The 23,759-nt window shown below is 53.1% G+C and carries 17 protein-coding genes and 1 tRNA gene; 9 read left to right on the forward strand and 9 right to left on the reverse strand.

Annotation, left to right across the window (positions count from 1 at the left end; all coding sequences use genetic code 11):
- Positions 1–72: 72 nt before the first annotated feature.
- Together RDM26_RS03235 and RDM26_RS03240 are read left to right on the forward strand one after the other, a co-directional pair.
- Positions 73–570 carry a DUF3145 family protein gene (locus RDM26_RS03235; RefSeq protein ID WP_307737600.1) on the forward strand — a complete coding sequence of 166 codons (498 nt, stop codon included), beginning with the start codon at positions 73–75 and terminating at the stop codon, positions 568–570.
- Position 571: 1 nt separating this feature from the next.
- On the forward strand, positions 572–1,015 hold the full coding sequence (locus RDM26_RS03240; RefSeq protein WP_307737601.1) for a phosphopantetheine-binding protein: 444 nt from the start codon (positions 572–574) through the stop codon (positions 1,013–1,015).
- Between the two features lie 944 nt (positions 1,016–1,959).
- On the opposite strand, the gene RDM26_RS03245 is transcribed toward RDM26_RS03240, so the two are convergent.
- Positions 1,960–2,277 carry a DUF4298 domain-containing protein gene (locus tag RDM26_RS03245; protein ID WP_307737602.1) on the reverse strand — a complete coding sequence of 106 codons (318 nt, stop codon included), beginning with the start codon at positions 2,275–2,277 and terminating at the stop codon, positions 1,960–1,962.
- Between the two features lie 181 nt (positions 2,278–2,458).
- Here RDM26_RS03245 and relB point away from each other — a divergent pair, with 181 nt between their 5' ends.
- A complete protein-coding gene (gene relB / locus RDM26_RS03250) occupies positions 2,459–2,680 on the forward strand; it encodes a type II toxin-antitoxin system RelB family antitoxin (protein WP_307737603.1) in 222 nt (73 codons plus the stop codon).
- A complete protein-coding gene (locus tag RDM26_RS03255) occupies positions 2,677–2,943 on the forward strand; it encodes a type II toxin-antitoxin system mRNA interferase toxin, RelE/StbE family (protein ID WP_307737604.1) in 267 nt (88 codons plus the stop codon). The genes relB and RDM26_RS03255 overlap by 4 nt, the downstream gene beginning before the upstream one ends.
- 194 nt (positions 2,944–3,137) lie before the next feature.
- Here RDM26_RS03255 and aceE read toward each other — a convergent pair whose 3' ends face one another.
- Positions 3,138–5,885, reverse strand: a complete 2,748-nt coding sequence (gene aceE / locus RDM26_RS03260) for a pyruvate dehydrogenase (acetyl-transferring), homodimeric type (protein WP_307737605.1) — start codon at positions 5,883–5,885, stop codon at positions 3,138–3,140.
- 310 nt (positions 5,886–6,195) lie between these two features.
- Here aceE and RDM26_RS03265 point away from each other — a divergent pair, with 310 nt between their 5' ends.
- The gene (locus RDM26_RS03265) at positions 6,196–6,624 is read left to right on the forward strand and encodes a DUF3052 family protein (protein WP_307737606.1); all 429 of its coding nucleotides are present in this window, start codon (positions 6,196–6,198) and stop codon (positions 6,622–6,624) included.
- A gap of 12 nt (positions 6,625–6,636) precedes the next feature.
- Here RDM26_RS03265 and RDM26_RS03270 read toward each other — a convergent pair whose 3' ends face one another.
- Together RDM26_RS03270 and RDM26_RS03275 are read right to left on the reverse strand one after the other, a co-directional pair.
- Positions 6,637–7,035 (reverse strand): hypothetical protein, encoded by a 399-nt coding sequence (locus tag RDM26_RS03270; protein ID WP_307737607.1) that lies wholly within the window; start codon positions 7,033–7,035, stop codon positions 6,637–6,639.
- A 284-nt stretch (positions 7,036–7,319) separates the two neighbouring features.
- Positions 7,320–7,396: transfer RNA gene (locus tag RDM26_RS03275), tRNA-Val, on the reverse strand.
- 251 nt (positions 7,397–7,647) lie between these two features.
- On the opposite strand from RDM26_RS03275, the gene hflX reads away from it, so the two are divergent.
- The 3 genes from hflX (at position 7,648) to RDM26_RS03290 (ending at position 12,291) form a co-directional block, all read left to right on the forward strand.
- On the forward strand, positions 7,648–9,168 hold the full coding sequence (gene hflX, locus RDM26_RS03280) for a GTPase HflX (protein ID WP_307737608.1): 1,521 nt from the start codon (positions 7,648–7,650) through the stop codon (positions 9,166–9,168).
- Positions 9,169–11,163 carry a helicase C-terminal domain-containing protein gene (locus tag RDM26_RS03285; protein WP_307737609.1) on the forward strand — a complete coding sequence of 665 codons (1,995 nt, stop codon included), beginning with the start codon at positions 9,169–9,171 and terminating at the stop codon, positions 11,161–11,163.
- 135 nt (positions 11,164–11,298) lie between these two features.
- The gene (locus RDM26_RS03290; RefSeq protein WP_307737610.1) at positions 11,299–12,291 is read left to right on the forward strand and encodes an L-lactate dehydrogenase; all 993 of its coding nucleotides are present in this window, start codon (positions 11,299–11,301) and stop codon (positions 12,289–12,291) included.
- A gap of 26 nt (positions 12,292–12,317) precedes the next feature.
- Here RDM26_RS03290 and RDM26_RS03295 read toward each other — a convergent pair whose 3' ends face one another.
- The 5 genes from RDM26_RS03295 to RDM26_RS03315 all read right to left on the reverse strand — a co-directional run bounded on the left by RDM26_RS03295 (position 12,318) and on the right by RDM26_RS03315 (position 20,857).
- Positions 12,318–14,111 carry a GAF domain-containing protein gene (locus tag RDM26_RS03295; protein ID WP_307737611.1) on the reverse strand — a complete coding sequence of 598 codons (1,794 nt, stop codon included), beginning with the start codon at positions 14,109–14,111 and terminating at the stop codon, positions 12,318–12,320.
- A complete protein-coding gene (gene cydC, locus RDM26_RS03300; RefSeq protein ID WP_307737612.1) occupies positions 14,101–15,912 on the reverse strand; it encodes a thiol reductant ABC exporter subunit CydC in 1,812 nt (603 codons plus the stop codon). Before cydC ends, RDM26_RS03295 begins: the two co-directional genes overlap by 11 nt.
- Entirely contained in the window at positions 15,913–17,694 is a 1,782-nt protein-coding gene (cydD, locus tag RDM26_RS03305; protein WP_307737613.1) for a thiol reductant ABC exporter subunit CydD, read from the reverse strand.
- A 469-nt stretch (positions 17,695–18,163) separates the two neighbouring features.
- Complete coding sequence (cydB, locus tag RDM26_RS03310) at positions 18,164–19,300, reverse strand: cytochrome d ubiquinol oxidase subunit II (RefSeq protein WP_307737614.1); 1,137 nt, start codon at positions 19,298–19,300, stop codon at positions 18,164–18,166.
- A gap of 21 nt (positions 19,301–19,321) precedes the next feature.
- Complete coding sequence (locus tag RDM26_RS03315; protein WP_307737615.1) at positions 19,322–20,857, reverse strand: cytochrome ubiquinol oxidase subunit I; 1,536 nt, start codon at positions 20,855–20,857, stop codon at positions 19,322–19,324.
- Positions 20,858–21,370: 513 nt separating this feature from the next.
- Between RDM26_RS03315 and RDM26_RS03320 the strand changes: the two genes are divergently transcribed.
- On the forward strand, positions 21,371–23,701 hold the full coding sequence (locus RDM26_RS03320; protein WP_307737634.1) for an Rne/Rng family ribonuclease: 2,331 nt from the start codon (positions 21,371–21,373) through the stop codon (positions 23,699–23,701).
- Positions 23,702–23,759: the final 58 nt, after the last annotated feature.

Here is a 23,759-nt window from a genome sequence, read left to right on the forward strand (position 1 = left end):
CGCGTGTCATCACTCTGTAGTGCGCACAGGCCGTTGGGGAAGACGAACCTTGCGAACACTAAAGGAGTAGCGATGAACAAGGATTACACCCGCGGTGTACTTTTCGTACACTCATGCCCTCGTGCGCTGTCTAGTCACGTGGAATGGGCGGTTGGCGCAGTTCTAGATCAACGCGTCAACCTAGAGTGGACAGAACAACCGGCTCAACCCGGGATGTTCCGCTCGGAGCTTTCCTGGGTCGGCAGGGCTGGGACTGGCGCTAAACTAGCCTCCGCACTGCGCGGATGGGAACATTTGCGTTTCGAGGTTACCGAGGACGCCTCCATAAATAACAATGGGGGACGCTGGTCATATACCCCAGACCTGGGGATTTTTCATGCACAAACCGATGTGGTGGGTAATGTGGTGATCCCAGAAGATCGGGTGCGCGTTGCCCTTTCTCAAGGTAGTCAAGAGGAGTTGCGGCGCCTGCTGGATTTGGCGCTAGGCACTGCCTGGGATGAGGAACTCGAGCCTTTCCGCTACGCGGGAGCGGGAGCGCCGGTGCGCTGGCTACACCGAGTAGGCTGAGATGTCGCTAGACGCTGATGCCTTAGCGGCGCTTGCCGATTTCGGAAAGAATTTGCCCGGCGACCCTGAGGGCGATAGCGGGGGAGAGGACAAGTCTGCGGCTGCTCCGGAATTCGGGGTGGCTGCTGAAGATGATAGCGCTAGTAACGCGGATACGTCCTCGGAGAGTATTCCGCCTGCCTGGGAAAGTTTCCCAAGTGATTTAGAAGTTGTAACTGCGCTTTTAGCGGCGGTATCTGCTGAAACTGGTGAGAAACAAGAATCGCTGCTACCGCAGACCAAACTGATAGACGATCTTGATTTCGATGACCTGTCGTTATATGCGGTAGTGGCGCAGCTCGAGGCGGTACTAAAGGAAAAACGCTCCGATAATGAAATAGCAGAATGTAAATCTCTGGGGGAGATGGCGCTCCTGTATGTATCCAGTAATAAAAGGACTAATTAATAAAGGGCTACATTCTTATCCTTAGTTCAAATAATGGCAATATTGGGGGAGTTTCCTGCCGTTATGGGGGTCAAAAACGAATAACTGACATATATTACTGGCGTAATTGTCGTTTAATAGCTTAAATATACTGCCTTGTCTTGGGGATATGGTTACAAACTATTGACGCTTGCCCCATTCTTTTTCGAGAGAAATACTCTCCCCGCCAACAATAGTGAGTATGAGTAAAAATCAAAATTTTGAGAAAAAACATCCGCGAGATATCAATGGTAGATTCGCTAAGAAGCAGCGAAAAGAATCCGGGCTAACGCTCCAACTTGACAAGGGTTATCCGACCTCTGGTAGCCCGTGTATGTCTCCGCAGGACACTGCCCCCGGCTTAGAGAACCCGAAACCTAATATGGGCATCGATGGATGCTCGGAGAAACCTGAGCCTCCCATGGTGACCTGCTCTAAAAGGGCGACACTTCGCACTTCGTGGAAGATGGTTAAATGTCTAGCGCAATCGTTTACATTCACTGTGTTTGCGGCAGTGGTCGCGCTTGTGCTATCCATTGGACTTTTGCTCTTCCTCATGGAAAAAGATTCAAACAAGAACGACACGCAGATACCTGAGGTTACTAATAATGCTACGACAACTACTACTGCTATCTCTGGAGAATCTACTTTTGTCGAGGGTTATCCTGCCCTGTATGAAAGAGTGTCTTAGTGCTCAAGCGAGATAATCAAGAATTGACACTTACAGAGGAGATGGTTCCGTGATTATTTCAGCCTTACCAGTAATGTTAGAGTATTTAACTATTCAAATCGCTAGAGGGCGGGGCAACTAATGTAGAAATCTCGGACACGATTCTTTCTAAGAACGTATTTTTAGGCGGCAAAGAAGAAGATGATTTTTCCAAGATTTACGTAACCGACGAGCAAGGTAAAAAGTATTAGGTATTTTACTGCGCTGATTGCGCGATTTCGTTTAGGCGCTGGCGGAGGGCTTCAGCGTTGCCGAGGGCGTCATAGGCTGCGTCCTCGGAAAGAACCCCGCGGGGTAAATCATCCGGAAAAACACCCCGGTTATCGGCTTCTAGATCCTCCCACCAGGCTTTCCCGGAATAGTAGCTATCCAGAGCGCGGTAATCGTCCCACATCTGCTCGTAGGTGTCGAGGGCACCCTCGACAGTTGTAATCGCGTCATTTAGGCGCACTAACGCTGCCTCCATTTGCGAAACCCGCTCGATTTGCTCCGCAAAAACTTCAGTTTTTTCCATAGCCATATCCTCCCACAACTCACCCGCAGCTGCTTATCTCAAGATCTTTCTGGAGGGCGCACCTGCGGTTGTTCTGCATTCCGAACCTAGTCCAGTGGCGACTGATGCTATAACTTGTCGCAAGCTATCGGCCAGCGTTCAGGCATGTAGTACCTTGTACTACAAAAGGGGAGGGGGAGAGATGGCATTTTCCATCCGGATGAGTGCAGACGAAAAAGAGCTAGCCACCAGCTATGCGAACTTACACTCCATTACATTGGCAGAAGCCTTTAGGCAGGCACTCTTTGAAAAGATAGAGGACGAGTTCGACCTGGCAGTAGCCGATGAGGCTCACCGCGAATGGGAAGAGGACGGAAAGAAATCCTACTCGTGGGACGAGTTCAAGAAAGAGCTCGACCTGTGAAATATCAGTTCCGGGTGACCAACAGGTTCAAACGACAGTTCTGTAAACTCGATCGTTATACCCAGCTCATGATTAGCAACTGGATTGATAAAAATCTGATCGAAACCCCCGATCCCTGCAGTCACGGTAAAGCGCTGCGCGGAAACTATGCGGGGCAGTGGCGTTACCGTATCGGAAACTATCGCCTCATCTGCGAGATTGAAGATGACCACTTCTATATTCAGACCTTAGCAATCGGGCATCGCAAAGAAATCTATCGCTAGCTGTAGCGGCGGCAACTATTGGCAAACCCCGAGAAAGCAGCGTTATCCGTGTCCGCAATAAGTGGGTTGATGTGACCTAGCGCCCTTTAACAGGGCAAATAGTAACTCCAGAATCAGCAGGGTGTCAGCTCTAGAAAGTAAAGGGGGCGCCCATTGGGAAATGGGCGCCCCCGGGAAGCGATTAGTATCAGATATTACTGTTCGCCAGAAGAACCAGCATTCGGATTTAACAGGTCATAGCGATTCAGTGCCTGAGTAACCACCGAACGATCCTGCAGAATCCCGTCCTCATTTAATGCCTCCAAAGCCTGAACCACCAGGGACTCGGCATCAATCAAGAAGTGGCGGCGCGCGGCGGCACGGGTATCGGAATACCCGAAATCGGAAGCACCCAGCACCTTGTAGCGTCCTGGCACCCAGCCCCGAATCATATCGGGAACCAGATGATCATAATCCGAAGTTGCAATCACCGGTCCAGTGGCGTTACGGAGCCGCTGAGTAACATAGGGCAAGCGATATTCTTCATCCGCATGAAGCAGGTTATGACGATCGCTCTCCATACCGTCCCGGCGCAGCTCATGCCAACTGGTAACTGACCAGACAGCCGCGTCCACCCCCCAATCCTGCATCAAAAGTTTTTGCGCCTGCAATGCCCAAGGAACCGAAATCCCCGAAGCCAACAGTTCAACCTTCGGCCCGCCATTTTCATAGTGACCAGTCAAGGCATACATGCCGCGCAAAATCCCCTCAACATCGACTCCTTCGGGTTCTGCGGGCTGGTGAATCGCCTCATTATAAACCGTCAAATAGTACATGACGTTCTGGTCGCGTCCATCGGAGCCATCCCCATACATCCGTTGCATTCCGTCACGAATAATATGGCGCAACTCGTAAGCATAGGCCGGATCGTACTGCACAAACGCCGGGTTAGTGGCGGCAATAATCGGGGAGTGACCGTCGGCATGTTGTAGACCCTCCCCGGTCAAAGTGGTACGTCCCGCGGTTCCACCAATCACGAAACCTCGTGCCAACTGGTCTCCGGCCGCCCAGAACTGGTCGCCCGTCCTCTGGAAACCAAACATCGAATAGAACAGGTAGAACGGGATCGTGGGTTCCCCATTAGACATATAGGAAGTGCCGGCCACCTGGAAAGCGGCTGCTGCTCCCGCCTCATTAATCCCGGGGTGCAGAATCTGGCCATCTTTACCCTCGGAATAATGCAGCATCAGATCTTCATCGACTGCCGTGTAATTCATTCCCAGGGTGTTATAGATTTTTGCGGAGGGGAACATGGAGTCCATCCCGAAAGTCCGCGCCTCATCCGGCACAATCGGCACAATCCGCTTGCCGAACTCTTCATCTTTCAAAAACTCTTTCATTAGACGCACTAGCGCCATGGTGGTGGCAACTTTCTGCTTCCCGGAACCGCCTTTGAGGACGTCATAAACAGAATCGTCGGGCAGGGAAATCTGCATCTGGTTGCGTTCTTTAGGACGCGAAGGCAAAAAACCGCCTAGCTTTTCGCGACGCTCAAACATATATTGCAGGGAAGGATGATTCTGCGGGGGACGGTAATAGGGAGGTAGCTGCGGATCTTTCTCCAGCTCCTCATCCGTGATCGGAATATGGAGCCGGTCGCGTAGCGCCTTCAAATCTTTCAAGGTCAGTTTCTTCATCTGGTGAGTGGAGTTGCGTCCCGCGAAAGTCTCACCCAGCACATATCCCTTAATGGTGTGCGCCAAGATAACAGTCGGCTGTCCCTTATGCGCCATTGCCGCATGATAGGCGGCGTAAACCTTGCGGTAATCATGTCCGCCCCGGCGTAAATCCCAAATCTCCTCATCGGTCCAGTCCTCCACCATCTTAGCGGTGCGGCTATCCCGTCCAAAGAAATGTTCACGCACGTAAGCGCCATCATTAGCCTTGAACGTCTGGTAGTCGCCATCCAGGCATTCGGTCATCACCTTCAGCAGCGCATGGTCATGATCCTTGGCTAATAACCGATCCCAGCCGCGACCCCAAATCACTTTGATAACGTTCCACCCGGCGCCTCGGAAAAATGCCTCAAGTTCCTGGATAATCTGTCCGTTACCGCGTACCGGGCCATCCAGACGCTGTAAGTTGCAGTTCACCACAAACGTGAGGTTGTCGAGCTTTTGTTGCCCCGCTAGCTGCAACAAACCCCGCGATTCTGGTTCATCCATTTCCCCGTCACCAAGGAAAGCCCAAGTGTGCTGGTCAGAACAGTCCTTGATTCCCCGGTTAGTCAAATAGGTATCAAACCAGGCCTGGGTAATCGCCTCGGCTGGCCCCAGCCCCATAGACACGGTGGGGTATTCCCAAAACTCGGGTAGGTGTCGCGGATGCGGGTAAGAAGGCAAACCGTTAGGGGCTTGAGATAGTTCTTGACGGAAACCATCCATATCCTCCTCAGAAAGCCGCCCCTCTAAAAATGCGCGAGCGTAAATACCGGGGGAGGCGTGCCCTTGGAAAAACACGTGATCTCCGCCGCTCGGATGGGACTTGCCGCGGAAGAAATGGTTAAAACCCACCTCGTAAAGAGTAGAGATAGAAGCATAAGAGGAAATGTGACCCCCCACATGCACCCCTTGACGTTGCGCGCGGGTAACCTGCACTGCGGCATTCCAACGCATCCAACGGCGATAGTCCCGCTCGATGCGTTCATCCCCAGGGAAAGTCGGTTCATCATGCGGCTTAATCGTGTTAGTGAAAGGCGTATTTAAATTGGCAGGCACCGCCACGTTTTGTTCGCCTGCTTGAGAAAGCATCCGCAACAAGATATCGCGAGTACGCTCCGAACCACGTTCTTTAATCAGATCATCCAAGGAATCCAGCCATTCCCGGGTTTCCTGGGGATCTGGATCTGGCAGGGCGCTAGCTAACTGGTGTACAGAGTCCAGGGATGCCTTATTTTCACTCATAGGTTTAGTTGCTCCTCCAACAGAAAAGACCATACTTGCCAATTGTTAACTATTTTTCGCGCTTTGGCTACTGGAGCCAACCGGCTCGCAAAGAACCCTTAGAGACTAGGGTTCCCAGCAGTTACTCAAGGCCTCAAGCTCCGGCGCAACTGAGTTTCCCAGGATCGCTAAACCTTCGAGCCGAGCGCAGGGGACAGGGCGAGGGCGCAAGAGGCTAAAAACTACTAAACTTTGCTAAAAGAGAGGGCAGTTTTCTATATGTTGGCGTCCGTGTTTCCCCCTTACGCTTTAATCATGTAACTTAGAGAGCGTGGAAACCACACGCGAAAGGCACGAAAGTTCCCTATCCGTATCGGAGATGGGGTTTAAAGAAGAACAAGTCATTCAGGAATTTGGTTGGGACGAGGACGTCGACGAAGATCTTCGCCAAGCCATAATGGATCAGATAGACGACGATCTCCAAGATGAAGATTTCACCGCTATGACCGATGGTGCCCTGATCTGGTGGCGCGATGACGATGGCGGCGTCGATGATCTCTCCGATGCGTTGATGGACGCGATGGGCAATATGGATGAAGGCGGATTGATCTGGGTGCTCAGCCCGATTGCCTCCGATCCCGGCGCGGTTGATCCGCGTCTAATCGAAGAGGCCGCGAAAACGGTGGGTATGAATCCCACCACCTCTGACGTGGTTTCCCCCCAGTGGGCGGGCACCCAAATAGTCTCCCGCGGCCGTTAAACAGCGAATTATTTACTTTTGCCGAGAACCATCCCGGCAAAGGTAACCCGCGGCTAGATTCGCGACTATTAAACCTGCCAGAACCGCTATAAACCCAAAAATGTTTATCGTGGTAGGCTGGGAAAATACATAAAAGGACGCGAATCCCGCAAGGAAAAATATCATCCCGGTCAGGTAAGTAATTTTCGCACCCATCGAAGCGGTTGTTTTACTCGCAAAAACAATCCCGATAGCTGCAAACAAGAAAGCGATAACTAGTACGCTAGCTAGCATCCAAGTGGGAGCAGGAGCGGTGGACTCCCAGGCAAACCACCACAATCCGCCGATTAACCCGGTAAGTAGCAGCGAAGAAAATAACGGTATCAGCCTGTAATACATACAGTGATAGTAATACCTGCAGGGACTACGCACACAGTTTCATTATCCTCACTAACATCCTAGGGTCTGAGGCGGGAAAAGCGCTCGGGGGACCCCGGTGAGCCTCGAAAGAATTAAGACAAGGGCAAAATGGGATCTATCTAAAGGGAACGTACCCGATGAGCAGGGTAATGATTAGTAGCTTGTCCCCTCTCGCATCTTTTCCCACCCCAGACTTCTAAGCCCGATCTGGAAGATATATGATTGCTAACCTAAGAAAATGTGATGGAGATAAGTCGTAACGAGTGTTAGTAATCCCTGGCGGAATTATGCCTACGTGGTGGGCCCAGAGGGACTCGAACCCCCGACATCCACGGTGTAAACGTGGCGCTCTAGCCAACTGAGCTATAGGCCCTAGACCTGTTAAAGAATACCTAATCGCGCGAAGGAAACAAATTTCCCAGGCTGTGATCTGCATCTAACCTGCTCATCCCAGTAGTCTGCAAGATACCATTCACCCGCACTTACCGCGCGTCTTTTTGCAGCTAACGCGGGGTCATGCGAAAATGAGATAAGCCAAGAACAGCGAGGGAGGCGGCGCAAATACCTGCGGAAACGGAAGTCAGTAAACAAGAGCTAGATAGAGCCTACGATCTGGTGCGCCGCGTGCGTAACCGGAGTTTGAACCGGAGTGACACTGATTCCGACCTCGGATCCGCCCTCGAGAATTCCCTGGAAGATCCCTCTCGTTCTTACTATGCAGACGCAAACACTCCCCAAGAGGGCTTAGAGCTGCTGGATTGGGCGAGTACCGCCCTGACGAAACAAAGCTCCCACGGCGGAGATTTCTCCCGGCAGCTACGCGAAGAATTTCAACGCAACCAAGCCTCAGACCTAGATATTTCGGAAGTCGAATATCGCCGAGTACAGCTCGAAAAAGTATTTCTGGTAGGTATTTATGATTCCGATCGTCGTAAGGCTCAACATTCCCTAGCAGAACTGGCGGCGCTTGCCCAAACCGCAGGCGCCGAACTGGTAGGCGCGGCTCTGCAGCGACGCAGCGCCCCCGATGCCGCAACTTTCGTAGGGCGCGGGAAAGCCAAAGAGTTAGCCGAACAGGTAGCAGCGCTCGAAGCCGACACTGTGATCGTAAATGCGCAGTTACAGCCCTCGCAGCGACGAGGACTAGAAGACCAAGTCAAAGTGAAAGTAATTGACCGTACGGCGGTAATCCTGGATATTTTCGCCCAACACGCCTCCTCCCGGGAAGGTAAAGCCCAAGTGGAACTGGCGCAGCTGCAATATTTACTGCCGCGCCTTCGTGGCTGGGGACAGTCAATGTCGCGCCAAGCTGGCGGGCGCGTATCCGGGGGTGCGGGTATCGGCGCACGCGGCCCGGGCGAAACCAAACTGGAAACCGACCGGCGCCGAATCACTAAACGAATCGCGAAACTGCGCCGTGAAATCAAACAGATGAAAAAATCCCGAGACACTAAACGAGAAGGGCGCCTCAGTAGCTCCCTGGCCTCGGTAGTGATCGTGGGATACACTAACGCCGGGAAATCTTCCCTGCTAAACGTACTGGTAGATGCGGATGTAATGGTGCAAGATGCGCTATTTGCCACCCTGGATCCCACGGTGCGACAAGCAGAAACGCCCGATGGTCGTGCCTACACTTTGTCCGACACCGTAGGTTTCATCGATGAGCTCCCACATGAACTGGTAGAGGCCTTCCGCTCCACTCTGGAAGAAGTCGAATACGCCGATTTGATTGTGCATGTGGTAGATGCCAGTCACCACAATCCCGTCCAACAGGTAGAAACCGTACATGAAGTGTTAGCGGATCTACCTCAAGTTTCCCAGATCCCCGAGATTATCGTCCTCAATAAAGCCGACCTGGTAGACGCCCTGCACCTGCGCGCACTACAATCCGCGATTGGTGGGGGAATCCCGCTATCTACTCGCACCGGGCAGGGAATTGCCCAGTTGCGCGAAGCAATCGCTAACGCGTTACCATCTCCGGAAAAACCTATCGATTATGTGATCCCCTATGACCAATCAGCGCTGGTGGCCAGGCTACACGAGGAAGGTATCGTAGACAAAGTGGAATACTTAGAAAACGGTACTCACGTGGTAGGTCGCGCCGGTCCCGCCCTCGCCCAAGCCATCCTAGAGGCGGCGAATTAGATGGATAGTCCCGGAGCCTCCCCGCTAGTAGCCACCGCCGATAGAGGCAAAGGTGGCGGCGGTAAAGATGCCCAGGCGGCGCGGCGAATCCTCAGCACTTGTATTAACCAGATTGGTGGCAGTGAACGGGCAGAACAGGTACAGATGTGTAACCTGGTTGCCCGCTCGTTTTCTCTGCCTGGCAGCCAATTGGTGGGGGCAGGAACCGGTACCGGAAAATCTCTCGCCTATTTGGCGGCTGCCTTTCAACGGGCAATCGAACACGGGGACAGGGTAGTAATCTCTACTGCCACCCTGGCTTTGCAGCGGCAGTTGCTTACCTGCGATATTCCCACCGTCGTGGGTGCTTGCCGCGAACTCGGTTATCCTCCCCCTACAGTTGCGGTATTAAAGGGCTGGTCAAACTATATTTGCCGCTGGAAATTAGCGGCTCCCGAGGAAATCGAAGGGTTGTTTCCCAGTTATGAGGCCGCCGAATATTCACCCAGCAATATCGGTAAACAGCTGCAGCGGCTGCGGGAATGGGCAGAAGAAACCGACAGCGGTGACCGTGATGAACTTCAGCGGGGAGTATCTTTAGCGGCCTGGCAGCAAGCCTCGATTTCCCCGAACCAATGTCAAGGGAAAACCTGCCGTTTCTATACGGATTGTTTCCCCCGCGACGCCCGCTTGAAAGCCCAAGACGCCGATATCATCATCACCAACCATGCATTGCTGTCCATCGAGGCGCTGACCCGCGCGGAGCTACTGCCAGAGTTCGACCTCTTGATTGTAGATGAAGCCCACGAGCTTCCCTCCCGCGCCCGCTCCCAAGCCTGCGTAAGCCTCGCGGGTAGCACCATAGAAAAAGTAGCGCGCGGAGTCAGTAAACATTTCCAGCTGCCGGTAACTGCTCTGGAACAGGTGACACACGATTTTACGAAAATCATAGAGGGACTTGACGAGGGCGAACTAAGCGAATTACCAAAGGAACTAGAAACTACCTTGACCGCTCTGCAAATAGAGCTATCCGATATTTCCGCGGAAGTAACCAGCAGCGCCGAGGAAGATGAAAAACGAGTAAAACAGCGCATCGTCCTCGCGCAGATTGAAGAAGCCTTAGATGCTTGCGAGATTATTGCCGCCTTTGACCCGGAAAAATCGGCCGCCTGGGTTACGGAAGAAAAATCTGGAAGTCGCCGCCTTTATAGCGGACCGTTGGATGTGGGCGGGGATCTTTATGCCCACCTATTTAAGGGACATTCATGTGTGCTCACCTCAGCCACCATGCAACTAGGGGGATCTTTCGAGGCAATCGCGGCGCGTCTAGGGTTGCGAGACCAGAACGTTTGGCAAGGAAGCGACCTGGGAAGTCCCTTTAACTATCGCCAGCAAGGAATTCTATATGTGGCCTCAGATCTGCCGCGACCAGGGCGCTCCGGGATCGGCGAAGACGCACTGGAAAGAGCCCTAGAACTGGCTGAAGCCACCGGTGGTGGGGTTTTGGGGCTCTTTTCTTCACTTAAAGCTGCCGAGCAAGCGGCGGAGTATTTCGCCCAAGAAAGTGATTTACAAGTTTTTCTGCAGGGAGAAGCGCCGATAAATCAGCTAATATCCGACTTTGCAGCCAGTAAAAAATCCTGTCTTTTCGGTACCCTTTCCCTGTGGCAGGGAGTAGATTTACCTGGCGATAAATGCCGACTCGTCCTCATTGATCGAATTCCCTTCCCTCGCCCCAATGACCCCTATATTTCTGCCCGCACTCGGGCGGCTGAGGCCGCTGGACGCAGCGGATTTGCAGAGGTATCCCTCTCGCACGCAGCTTTACTATTGGCGCAAGGAGCAGGCAGACTAATTCGCACTAGCACCGATAAAGGCGTGGTTGCCGTGCTCGATCAGCGTCTAACTACTGCCCGCTATGCGGGCTATCTACTCAAATCTTTGCCTGCGTTTTGGCGAACCACTGATCACCAGACAGTTATCGGAGCGCTAAAACGCCTGACAGAAAAGGAATAGTTAAACTATCTAGGAAATGCCTGGCGAGAGAAATGAATGCAATATCACCTCGCTACCAGGACGTTGTATGGCGACGGTAGCGGTGGATCGAAGATAAAATAAGAGGTGAGAGTTAATTCGCCCCAAGGAGAAAAAATGTCCAAAGAACGTGCCAATTCCCTCTATCCCGCGTCGATGCTTACTCGCCGCTCGAAAGTCGGGATTGTAGGTGCCGGATTCGTAGGAACCGCACTGGCTTACGCCTGCCAAATCAAGGGCGCGGCGCGCGAAATCGCGCTCTTTGATATTAATAAAGCCAAAGTAGAGGCGGAGGCACTAGACCTTGCCCACGGGATTCAATTTACCCCCGCAGCTTCAATCTCCGGATCCGATGACGTGGAAGTACTCCGCGACTCCGATGTCATCGTGATTACTGCCGGTCCCCAGCAAAAACCCGGGCAATCCCGCCTGGATATGGTGCAAGCGATGGCAAACATCATGCACTCGATCCTGCCGAAAGTGTTAAACGTGGCACCCGATGCCATCTATATTCTGGTTTCCAACCCGGTAGACATCGCCACCTATATGGCCTTAAAGATGAGCGGTTTACCCTCGCACCAGGTATTTGGTTCCGGCACCGTGCTCGATACCTCCCGGATGCGCTACCTGATCTCCCAAGAAACGGGAGTGGCGGTTCAAAATATACACGCCTATATCGCCGGTGAACATGGTGACTCAGAGGTACCTTTGTGGTCTAGCGCCGAGATTGGTAACGTGCCGCTGTCGCGTTGGGGAGCCACAATCAACGGCGGAATTTTCGATGATAAGTTGCGTAAACGGATCTCCAAAGACGTCGTGGAATCGGCCTATCGGATTATCGATGGTAAAGGGGTAACTAACTTCGCGATTGGTCTGGCAGTCACCAATATTATTTCTGCAGTTATGCGCGATGAGGATCGGGTACTGACGGTATCGTCACTGCTTGACAACTGGAATGGGATTTCTGGAGTATGTATGGCAGCTCCCACTCTGGTGGGGCGTTCCGGGGTAGGGCGCGTACTGGATCCGCCCATCACCCTCGACGAACGCGATGCGCTGACCCGCAGCGCCGAAAAACTCTCAGAAGTCGCTAAGACCGTAGGACTCTAGAAGCAGTCAGCTTGCGGGAAGTGTCCCTAACCTAGGGGCACTTCCCAGACTACCTGTAAGCCATGTGGAGACGCCGGCTGGGTAAAACAGATGCCCCCATGGCGGCGGGCACGACTTTTCAAGTTATCAAGGCCAGAGCGTCTGGTAACTGCCGGATCTAGGCCGTGTCCATCATCGGTCACCACCACTCGTACAGAACCGTTGGTGCCCATACCATTAATGCTCACCACTACTTGCGCCGAGGACGCGCCCGCATGGCGGGCGGTATTAGATAAAGTTTCGCGAACCACCGCCACCACGTCATCAGAAATATCGTGTCCCACTCGCTGGTCGGCCTCTGCAATCAAGAGTTCTTCATGAGAAGGATCAGAGGCAGAGAGAATCTCGCCATCAATATCTAAAACGAAAGAGGGCGCGAACCCCAACAGGCGACGAGCCAAGGATGCTTCGCGGCGCAACCGCTCCACTAAATCAACTGCCGCATCAGGTTCTCTCAGGTTGTGGACAATTGCGCGGATCTGTCTAACCGAGTCGTCAACGCTAGCTAAAGCATCTTGCATCAAAGATTCAGCGCGCGCCGCATCCAGATCAGCTCCGCTAGCTAAGTCTGCTCGGATCCGTTCCAGTTGCATCCCAGTTGCAAAAAGCTGTTGAATTGCCAGGTCATGAAGATCTTCACCAATCTTGGCGCGTTCATCTAACAAAGTGGCAATATTGGCAGCGTGCTTGGCGCCCGCGATCTCCAAAGCTAGAGCTGCCTGCGTCGCAACCTGCTCCGCCATTTCTAATACCGCCGGATCGAACTCAGGTTTATCCGGCAGACGCAGCAGCAACAAAACGCCAATCGCATGGGAACCCGCCAGGAGGGGAGCATATAGCGCTGCCCCAAAACGAGATAACTCCTTGACCCGTAGAGTGGTGGCTCGCGCCAAGGAATCGACAATCAAACCTTGACCCTCTGCTAGTACCGTGCGAGCACGCCCATGCGGGGGGAAAGTGACCCCAATTAGGTCTGCAGATCCATATCCAGACGCGATTTCGCACACCCAGGAATCTCCCACTGAAGGGAGTATCAGTAACGCGGTATCGGCTTCCGCAACTTCCCGGACAGATTTCGCAATGAACTGGAGTGCGTCCTCTTCCTCGGTTCCCTCTAATAGGATCGTGGTGAGCTGCTGAGAAACCCGGGTCCAGCGTTCGCGGGATCGCGAGACTTCATAGAGACGCGAATTCTCTACTGCTACCGCTGCTAAGATCGCTAATCCCGACACATAAGCTAAGTCCTGCTGGCTATAGCCGCCCGGACGGTTACATAAATATAGGCGTCCATATACCTGTTCATGGATCCGCAGAGGTACTCCCAAAAAATTGGTCATCTCCGGGTGCTTGGGCGGGTAACCAGTAAAATGGGGATTGGAGTGTAAATCATTGGAAATAATGCCGTTATCCAGAGGAATATCCCCGATGATCCCGCGACCTACCGGAGGATCGCCAAGAGATTTTCGCTGCTGCTTACTGACCCCATGGGTATAGAAATCACTAGTTTCGCCTCGAGAATCCAGAATCGACAATGCTCCGTAGGGAGAGGAAGTGACTTCACAAGCTTGGTCTACAAAAGACTGCAAGACTTTGTCTTGCTCCAGGTTGCCCATCAATTGCAGCACGGAGGAAATTAGACGGGTGCTATCTTCCGGTAGGGGAGAGCGATGTGCCAGATCAAGGTTTTTTCCAGTAGAAGAATCTGGCTGTGAAGACGAAAGTGTCTCCCTTGCTTCCGTCTCTAAGGGGGGAACCGGGAAAGAAGACTGCTTAGAAGACATCTACTTGCTCCTGACGTAGGCTCCAAGCATATCCGGGGTGGTTTTCAGCCAGCTCCCGGTGCGTTCCCTGAGCTACGAAAGTTGCCGGTTCCTCTAGACGCCCATGTGGCTTGTCCATGATAAAAACCTGATCCGCTTGGTCGAGCGGGGTTAGCCTATGGGTTACCAGGATGACTCCGCGTTTATGCTCCTTACTACCGGCAGTAAGTAAATCTCGCAGCAGCGCATCAGCGGTTTCGGGATCCAAGTGTTCTCCGGGCTCATCAAGCGCCAATAGCGGTGCTTTCGCTGCCAAAGCGCGAGCCAAGAGAATACGGCGGCGTTCTCCACCTGAAATGGTAGTGGCTCCGGATCCTAACTCGGTTTCTATACCCGCCGGTAGAGAAGCTAGCCATTCCGCCAAACCTGCTTCTTTCAACAATTCTTCGGCCTCGGCAGGAGTAAGCTCCCCATTGGCTACCCGCAGATTCTCCAAAATGGTGGTCTCGAAAATATGGGCATCCTCAGGGGTGATCACGAAACTTGCGGCAGCTTGCAGACGTGGCAGCGAGAAAACATCAGCCCCATCAATTTTTACGGTGCCAGAAACTGGTTTCAGCAGGCCAGCCAGGGTATAAAGCAAAGTAGTTTTCCCAATGCCCGACTGGCCGACAATTGCCAAGTGATCCCCGGGAGCCAAACGCAGATTGATATCAGTAGCCACCACCGGGCCGCCCGGCCAGCCGATAGCAAGATCCTTAGCCTCTAAAATGCTCGCTGCACTGGGATCGCGGGTGGTATTAGCATTTTCTTCTTCCTCTCGTTCCGCCTTTATTTCTGCTTCCGCCGGCAGCATATTCATGATTCTCACCGCCGAAGTTGCAGAGATAACTAGCTGCTGAGCAGCCGGTCCTAACTGGGCGGTTCCCTCGAAAGCAGAAAGGGGAGTAAGCGCCAGCACCGCCAACATTACTTCGGGGATCGCTTGCTGATTGACCGCAAAAATCCCGAAATAGGCGGCCATGATCACTGCCATGAGCATCCCAAACACATCTATAGCTGCCGCCCAAGCTGCTGGTTTCGCGGTAGCGTCTTTAGCGTCATAAAGCTGATCTTCAAGCTCGGATAATCCCGAAAGTACCTGCTGGGTTTGCCCATCAACCGTGATTTGAGCGGCACCATCAACAACAGTCATTGCCACTTCGGAGATACGGGAGCGGCTTTCAGTTTCTCGGCGCTGGGCAATCCGGGTAGAACGAATAGTAAATAACGGGCCGACCACTCCCGAAAGCAACAGCCCCAGAGCCAAAAATAGGCCGGCACGCCAATCCACTAGAGAAATCCCCACTACCGTAATTATCCCCACGATAGTGGCTACCATTGCAGGCAGTAAACTTTTGACCACGAAATCGCCGATATTATCAACATCGGTTCCCATCCGGTCAAGAATATCTCCGCGCCGTAAACTTGCGATCCGGGCAGTGTCAGAGTGTGACAGGGTCTTATATAGATTAGTGCGCAAAGTCGTCATCCCCGAGACCCCCAACTGGTGGGAGGCCAGGCGCTCTAAATAGCGGAAGACTGCTTTAGAAATCCCAAAGAAACGCACCGATACTACTGCTACCTCTAGGTAGAGGACGGGAGGCATCTGCGAGGCACGCGCAATCAACCAGGCGGCGGTAGCGCCCAGGGCGATCGAGGCACCCAGTCCTGCGGCACCCAAAAAACAGGCGAGGAACAAAGTTCCCGGTTTAAGTTCCAGTAGTTTTATTGCCCGTTTGAGTGCTTGGCGTTCTTCGGTAGTAATAAACCAAGTCTTCATTTATTCCAACCCCCGGGTCGATCCTAAGAATTCAGGAATCTCCGCTTCACTGGCACGCGCTGCCTGCGGCTCGCTATCCCGATACTTGTCCACCTCCGCAGCGGTAAAGGCCGCCGAGGATATCCGTACTACCTGGTCTGCTATCTGGGCTAATTCTTTGCGGTGGGCAATTAAAACCACGGTTTTACCCGCATCTTTTAACTGCTCTACTACTTGTGCCACCTGGGCAACCAAGTGGGCATCTAAGTGGGCAGAAGGCTCATCGAGGGCGATTAACTGCTTGGTGGACAGCAAGGCGCGCACCAAAGCTAGGCGCTGACGTTGTCCTACCGAAAGGCCTTCCCCGCCCGCGCGCAAGAACGTGTTCCAGCCTGCAGGTAGTTTTGCTACTACCTCTGCAAAGCCGGCAAGACTAGCGGCGCGGCGCACCTGTTCACCTGGTTCCCCATTTGGGAACAGTTCCTTCAGGTGGGCGGGGCTCTCCGCAACGTTTTGAGCCAGAGTACCTGGCAATAGCAGCGGCATCTGGGGAAGCCAAGAAGTTTGCTCCCACCAAGAATCCGCAGAGACTTCAGCTAGATCCATGGTTTTACCTGAAGAAGTGGTCAAGGTAATCTGGCCGCGATCGGTAGAGAGCTGTTTTAATAACGCCATCACGGTAGTGGTTTTACCTTCCCCGGATTTACCCACCAAGGCGGTGATGGTAGCCGGTTCAATCACCAAGTTCACGGCATTAGGTGCCCAGGCACCCCGCGCTCGCATCCCCAGATCACTCAAGGTAATAGTAGTTTCTTTTAAGTTAGGAGCCGGCTGGTCACCCCCAGTAGCCGGGGGAGTTTCCAAAATTTCAAAAGCCGATTGGGAAGCTGCCAGCCCATCAGCTGAAGCGTGGAAGAATTTACCAACTTCGCGTACCGGCGCATATACCTCGGGAGCCAACATAATCGCGATTAATCCGGTGTAAAGGTCAAGACCGCCACTTACCATCCGCAGTCCTACGGTAACTGCCACAATTGCTACTGAAAGGATAGAAATAAACTCCAGCACTGCTCCTGACAAGAACGCGATGCGTAGAGTTGCCATCGTAGTTTGGGTATAGGTTTTGCCAATGGAGGAAATCTGTTTTTCTGGTCCGCGGTGCCTGCCCAGACTCTTCAAAGTGGCAAGGCCGGCAATCAGATCCAGGAGCTGCCGCCCTAAATGTTGCATAGTTGCCAGACGGCGATCAGAAGCAGTCTGCGTCATCAGCCCGATGATCACCATAAACACCGGTATCAAAGGGATAGTAATCATTGCCACCAGTGCTGACCAAAAATCCATCACCGCCATCACCACTAAAACCAGGGGAGTGACCGTAACCGCCAAAATCAATTGCGGAATATAGTCGACAAAATATGGCCCCAGTTTTTCTAGGCCGCGGGTAGCTAGCGTTACCGTGTCGGTACCTTTACGTGCCAGCCAACGCGGTCCCAGTTTCAGGCAGTGGGCAAGTACTTGAGATCGCAGTTCGCGAATCGCTTTCTTAGCAGCTCTATGTTGATGATTGGAGCGAAAATAGGTGAGTCCTACCCGTGCCAGGGAAACAATCGCCAGCCAAAAAGCGAAGTGAGCAACCTGATCCCAAGACTGGCGTAAAGATATTACCGGAGAAATTAAGGCAGAAATTAGGAAGCATTGGGCGATAACTAGTCCTGCTTGGATAATGCCGGTGACTGCGGTGATGGCGATAGCTAGACGCGCCGACCGGGCATATTTCAGCAGTTTCGGATCAAGTGGTTTCAAAGCAAGTATCCTCCATGCAATTAATGGGACTATTTTCCCACACGAACCTGAAAACTCTAAACCTAGTTCATCGAGTAGTCGTTGCTTACGCGCGGGGACTGGGGTAGAAAAAGTACTCGGGGGACCCCGGTGAGCCTTGCTTCGCTCGGCTCAAGCCCCCTCTCGCATCTTTTTCTACCCCAGCCCGGTTACCCCGGGGTTGGGGGGGGCTAGGTTTTATCCGAGTGGGTGCGGTGGGCATAAGAATTCAGAAAACGTCGCTACGTTTTCTGAATTCTTGGGCGGGAGGAAAAATCTAGCCCTCATACCCTCGTTCCGACCACTTTCCGCCCAGCCTTCTATGAGGTCAATAGTCGCGGGAGTAAAAATAGTGCTGGTCTTGGCTATTTAGCCAAGACCAGCACTATTTATTCAGTTTTGATTAATCGACAGTTGGCAGGAAGTTATCTGTCAAGTGCCGATTATTTGCTTAGCTTTCCGCGAGGAAAGAAGCACCCTGACGAATCTTGTCCCAAGGTAAGCCCGGGTTTTCATCGAGATCCTCAAGGGTCACTTTCAGCGGCATCCGAGTGTAGCTCCAGTAGGTGTAACCCAAAACGATGGGCACAACCACCAGTGCAATCACGAGCATGATAGCCAAAGTGGACTGCGAGGAGGAAGCATCCCAAATAGTCAGAGAGAACTCCGGCTTAATGGAAGACTTCATCGCATTGGGCGCCATCGCGGTAAAGATCCACGCTACCGCTCCCGCGATCCCGACGGAGTGGGCGAGCAAAGTACCCCATTCGGAGCCACGAAGCGCCATTAGAACGGTGACGATGAAAGCCAGAGCCGCAATGATTAACGGGATCCAAGCCATCGCCTGGGAGGCGTATAGGAACTGTCCCCAAAGCGCGGCAATCGCTACCAGCGCGGTGTCCGCGATCGCGAACTTTCCGAGCAGGTTCTTAGCGCGATTCTGAACTTCACCGGTAGTGCGCAGCGCCAAGAAAGCCAAGCCCTGAGTGGCGAAGACCAACGCTAGCATGACCCCACCCGCAATGGTGTAGGGGGTGAGCAGCGAAAGGAATACGCTACCGAGGGGAGCGCCCTGGGAAGTGAAGTTATGTACGTGCTTGCTGAGGTCAGTAGCTCCCGCCACGGCTTCACCCGGGGTGTTGAACTGGGTGACCGCAATATTCATCCCCTGCACCAGGTTGGCAAATGCCACCCCGAACAGAATCGGAACTAGCCAGGCCACTATGGACTGCCAGCTATCCCAGCGGCCACGCCAGGCAGCCGAAGACACCTTAGTGCGCCACTCAATCGCACAAATACGGACGATCAAGCAGAACAGGATGAGGAACAGAGCCAGGTACATGCCAGAGAACATGGTGGCGTACCATTCCGGGAACGCCGCGAAAGTCGCGCCTCCAGCGGTCAACAACCAAACCTCGTTACCATCCCAAACTGGGCCGAAGGTTTTCTGTACTTGAGTGCGTTCCCGGTCGGTCTTGGCAACCATCGGCATTACCATACCGGCGCCTACGCCAAACCCTTCCAATACCAGATAGCCAGTCCATAGGACGGCGATCAGGATGAACCAAATAACTTGAAGAATAGTCATCTCTTTGATCTCCTATCTGACTTAGTAAGCGAAGCTGAGGTTCTTGCCGGCGTCCTCGCCATGTACTGCTTTTTCATTGGCAGTGACGTGGACACCTTCCTTAACGTAACGCTTAATCAACAGGAACCAGACGATGCCTAGTGCCAGGTAGATAAGCGTGAAGCCCAGCAGGGTAACCAGTACCTGCCATGCGGGAACTGCGAACGAGAGCCCATGTTCGGTAAGCATAAATACCGAGGATCCATCGATTTCCATATCGACTGGATGCACGATAAAGGGCTGACGACCCCATTCGGTAAATAGCCAGCCGAAGGTGGTGGCTAGATAAGGCATCGGCAAACACCAGATAGCAAACTTGCCCAATCCGGTGGACTTGGAAATCTTGCCGCCCTTGGTGGCGATTAGACCCCAGATTGCCAGGATCGCCGAGAAGATGCCGAATAGCATCATCAAACGGAAGCTCCAGAAGCTGAAGATAATGTTCGGGCTGAAGTCAACCGGTTGCGACTGCATATCGTATCCGCGCTGGCTGAGGATCTCAGAGAACATGGATCCGTACTTCTGGTTCAAGGTGTCCAGACCCTCTACCTTTCCGGTAAAGCTATTGGTAGCCATGAAGGAGTAGACTCCGGGAACTTCACCAATCTTGGTGATGTCCTTACAGGTGGCATCCAGTGGCCCAAAAGCAGCAATTGTGAAGGGCGCGCCCTGCCCGGCATTCGGAGTCTCACATAGAGCCTCGGCGGCAGCCATCTTTGCAGGCTGATCCTTGGCAACGAGCTGGCCTTGAATGTGTCCGGTGACTGCAGTTAACAGCCCGCCAACGATCATGACGACCATGCCGAAGCGAGCAATCGGACGCCAAATATCACGAGCCTCGGTTTCAGCGCCGGCATTGGCCGAGCGAACCATCCACCAGATAGCAATGCCGGCAACGAAGGTACCGACCAGCAACCAGGAGGTAGTCAGAACGTGAGTGTAGGCCGCCCATAGTACCGGGTTAAGCAATACCTGGAAGAATCCGGATAGGCCGTCCAGCTGTGCACGACCGGTTTCCGGATCGAAAGTTGCGCCTACCGGATGCTGCATCCAGGAGTTTGCCCCGATAATCCATAGGGCAGAAGTGTTTACCCCTACGAACACTAGCCAGGCACAGGTGAGGTGGGCTTTCTTTGATAGTCGACCCCAACCGAAGATCCACAATCCCAGGAAGGTGGACTCCATAAAGAAAGAGATAAGAGCCTCACACGCTAGCGGCGCACCGAAGATGTCGCCCACGAAGCGGGAGTACTCAGACCAGTTCATACCGAACTGGAATTCTTGCACGATACCGGTAGCCACACCGAGTGCAAAGTTAATTAGGAACAGTTTCCCAAAGAACCGTGTCGCCTTCAGCCAATATTCCTCACCGGTTTTGTGCCATTTTGTTTGCATAATGGCAACAAGGAGGGACATGCCGATGGTGAACGGAACCAGGATGAAATGGTAGACGGTAGTAATACCGAACTGCCATCGCGCCAACATAGTGGCATCTAATGCTGTTGAAGCAATAGTCATTCTGCTCGCCTTTCCGTTTCTAGTCGGTTTAGAAGTCGTTGCCCGATATGAGCTTGCTTATACCAAAGCCCATAGTGACAACGTTGTCACTTAGATTAGCTTGTTTTTCAGGCGGTCGCTAAGTATTTCCCAGGATTTTCTAAGAATTGGCTCAGTTTTACGACAGAATTAAGAAATATGGAATAATGATCTTGGTTGATTTCTGTCGGCGCATCACGAGGGGAGTCACCCCAGAGGGACTATTTTCCTAGGAAAACTCTCTGGCGTGGGGTGAATATCTTCGCGTAAACAAGGGCTTCCGTCCTAGAGGACGGCGTAATAAAGAGGATTCGTTGATGCGAGCGCGTCCAGGTGAGATCAGTGGTGAAAAACCCCAATAATAACGAAACAGAATCTTTTCAAAATAGTGGAGCTGCTCTTTTTTCCGGGCCTACTTTTTCCGCCCCCAAGAAGATTGAGTCCGCTCCGCCAGCTCCCGCTCAGCTTGCCGCGGCTCCGGCTTTTGGCGCTCCCATGTTCGCGGCCGCTCCCACTTTTGAGCCGAGCGTCTCAGAAGAAGCGGATCTAGAAAAGGATGCTAAGCCGAAACGACAGAGCAAGAAAAAGACCGATAACCAAGGGGAGAAAAACGCTCAGTCTAACAACTCAAAGGCTGACAAAAAGGCGCGCGGGACGAAAAAATCTCGTAAGAGCGACAATCCCGACAGTGAAACCCCGTCCTCAGACAAAGGCAAAGATAATCGCACCGCTCAGGCCGAGTTGAAGCAGAGGGAGGAGGAGAAAGCTAGCTCCAATACCAACCACGCCGGGACAGACGAGGAAGATAACGGTAGCAGCCGTCGTCGCCGGCGGCGCCGTAACCGCGGGGCAGCAGAGGCTAGTGATCAGATCGAACAGGTTAAAGGTTCCACTCGTTTAGAGGCCAAGAAACAGCGGCGCCGGGAGGGACGCAAAGAAGGACGGCGGCCCAAAGTAATTACCGAGTCGGAGTATTTGGCGCGGCGAGAAGCAGTTGATCGCACTATGCTGATCCGCTCTAAGGATGGGCTAAATCAAATAGCCGTGCTTGAAGATAACGTGCTGGTGGAACACTATGTTTCTCGGCATACTCAAACCACTATGGTGGGGTCGGTTTACCGGGGCAAGGTGCAAAACGTGTTGCCCTCTATGGAGGCGGCCTTCGTTGATTTGGGGCGCGGGCGTAATGCGGTGCTCTATGCCGGGGAGGTCAATTGGGACGTTGCGGGAATGAAAGGCCGACCCCGGCGGATCGAGGAGGCTTTGAAATCCGGTGATTCGATTACCGTGCAGGTAACTAAGGATCCGATCGGACACAAGGGGGCGCGACTTACTTCCCAGGTGACCTTGCCGGGTCGTTTTCTGGTGTTGGTGCCGGGCGGATCGATGACCGGTATTTCCCGTAAACTCCCCGAGGGTGAACGCCGCCGCCTGAAAAAGTTGTTGAAGGTGATTGTCCCCAAAGATTTCGGGGTAATTATCCGCACGGCCGCTGAGGGGGCTACTGAGGAGCAACTCCGTCAAGACGTGCAGCGCCTGCAGAAACAGTGGGAGAAAATCGAAAAGAACGCGGCGTCCTCAAAATCGGCTCCTTACCTGCTGCACGGTGAACCTGAACTAGCTTTGCGGGTAGTGCGTGACGTTTTCAATGAAGATTTCCAAAAACTGATTGTGCAGGGCAAGGAAACCTTTGGTCAGGTTGATTCCTATGTGAAAGAGTTCGCGCCTGATCTGCGGGATCGCGTTGAGCAATGGGTGGGTGCGGACGATATTTTCGCGGCTCACCGCGTTGATGAACAACTCGCGAAGGGTATGGATCGTAAAGTCTGGCTGCCTTCGGGGGGTTACCTGATTATTGACCGTACTGAAGCAATGACGGTTATTGACGTTAACACCGGTAAATACACTGGTTCTGGGGGGACTTTAGAGGAGACCGTTACCCGCAATAACTTAGAATCTGCTGAGGAAATCGTGCGGCAGCTGCGATTGCGCGATATCGGGGGAATCGTAGTTATTGACTTTGTGGATATGGTGCTGGAATCTAACCGGGATCTGGTGCTGCGCCGCCTAGTGGAATGTCTGGGGCGAGATCGCACTCGTCACCAGGTTACTGAAGTTACTTCCCTGGGGTTGGTGCAAATGACCCGCAAACGGGTAGGAGAAGGACTGGTAGAAGCCTTTTCGACTCCTTGTGAGCATTGTGAAGGCCGCGGGTTTATTGTGCACAGTCACCCGGTAGAAAACGGGGCAAATAGCGATGAGAATCTGCGTGCTCAGGGGCAGAAACGCGAGCGCAAGGACGAGAAACGGTCAAAAACAGATTCGAAGAACCGCGCCTCTATGGCTAAAGTAGCGGCGGCTGCCAGTAAGGCTCACCAGGAGCAACCAGGTATAGAGCGCTCGGAAAAGGAAGAACAGACAGCTTCCCCAGCTCACAAGGGTGATTCTCAGAATCTAGGTGAAAGCGAAGCTAAAGAACCTTCAAACCAGCAGGACGCGGTGAAAGCTCCTAGAGAGCGCGATAAAAAGGACTTGTCCGCAGATGAGAATCCGGCAGCCAAAGCTCCCTCAAAGACAGCTACCGCCAAAAAGGTAAACAATAAGGACGAACAGGGCGTCAATGGGCAAGCTCGAGCAGCAGCCACCTCCGGCACGGTTACCCCTGCTTCCGAGGCAGCAGTGATGACGATTCCTAGTGCTGGCGCTGCCAAGAGCGTTAGTTTAGAACAGTTAGGGGCGAGTAATCCCACCTGGGAAAAGAAAACAGATTCTGATGAGGGGCAAGGCGAGCAGCCCCCGAGACGTCATGCCGCAGTAACTGCCTAAATATCGCATAGTATTCCGGTTTTTCTCCCGTTGACCTGCGCGGTTAGCGGGAGAAAAA

Origin of the sequence: uncultured Varibaculum sp. (genome assembly GCF_902489465.1) — a bacterium.
Classification (GTDB): Bacteria; Actinomycetota; Actinomycetes; order Actinomycetales; family Actinomycetaceae; genus Varibaculum.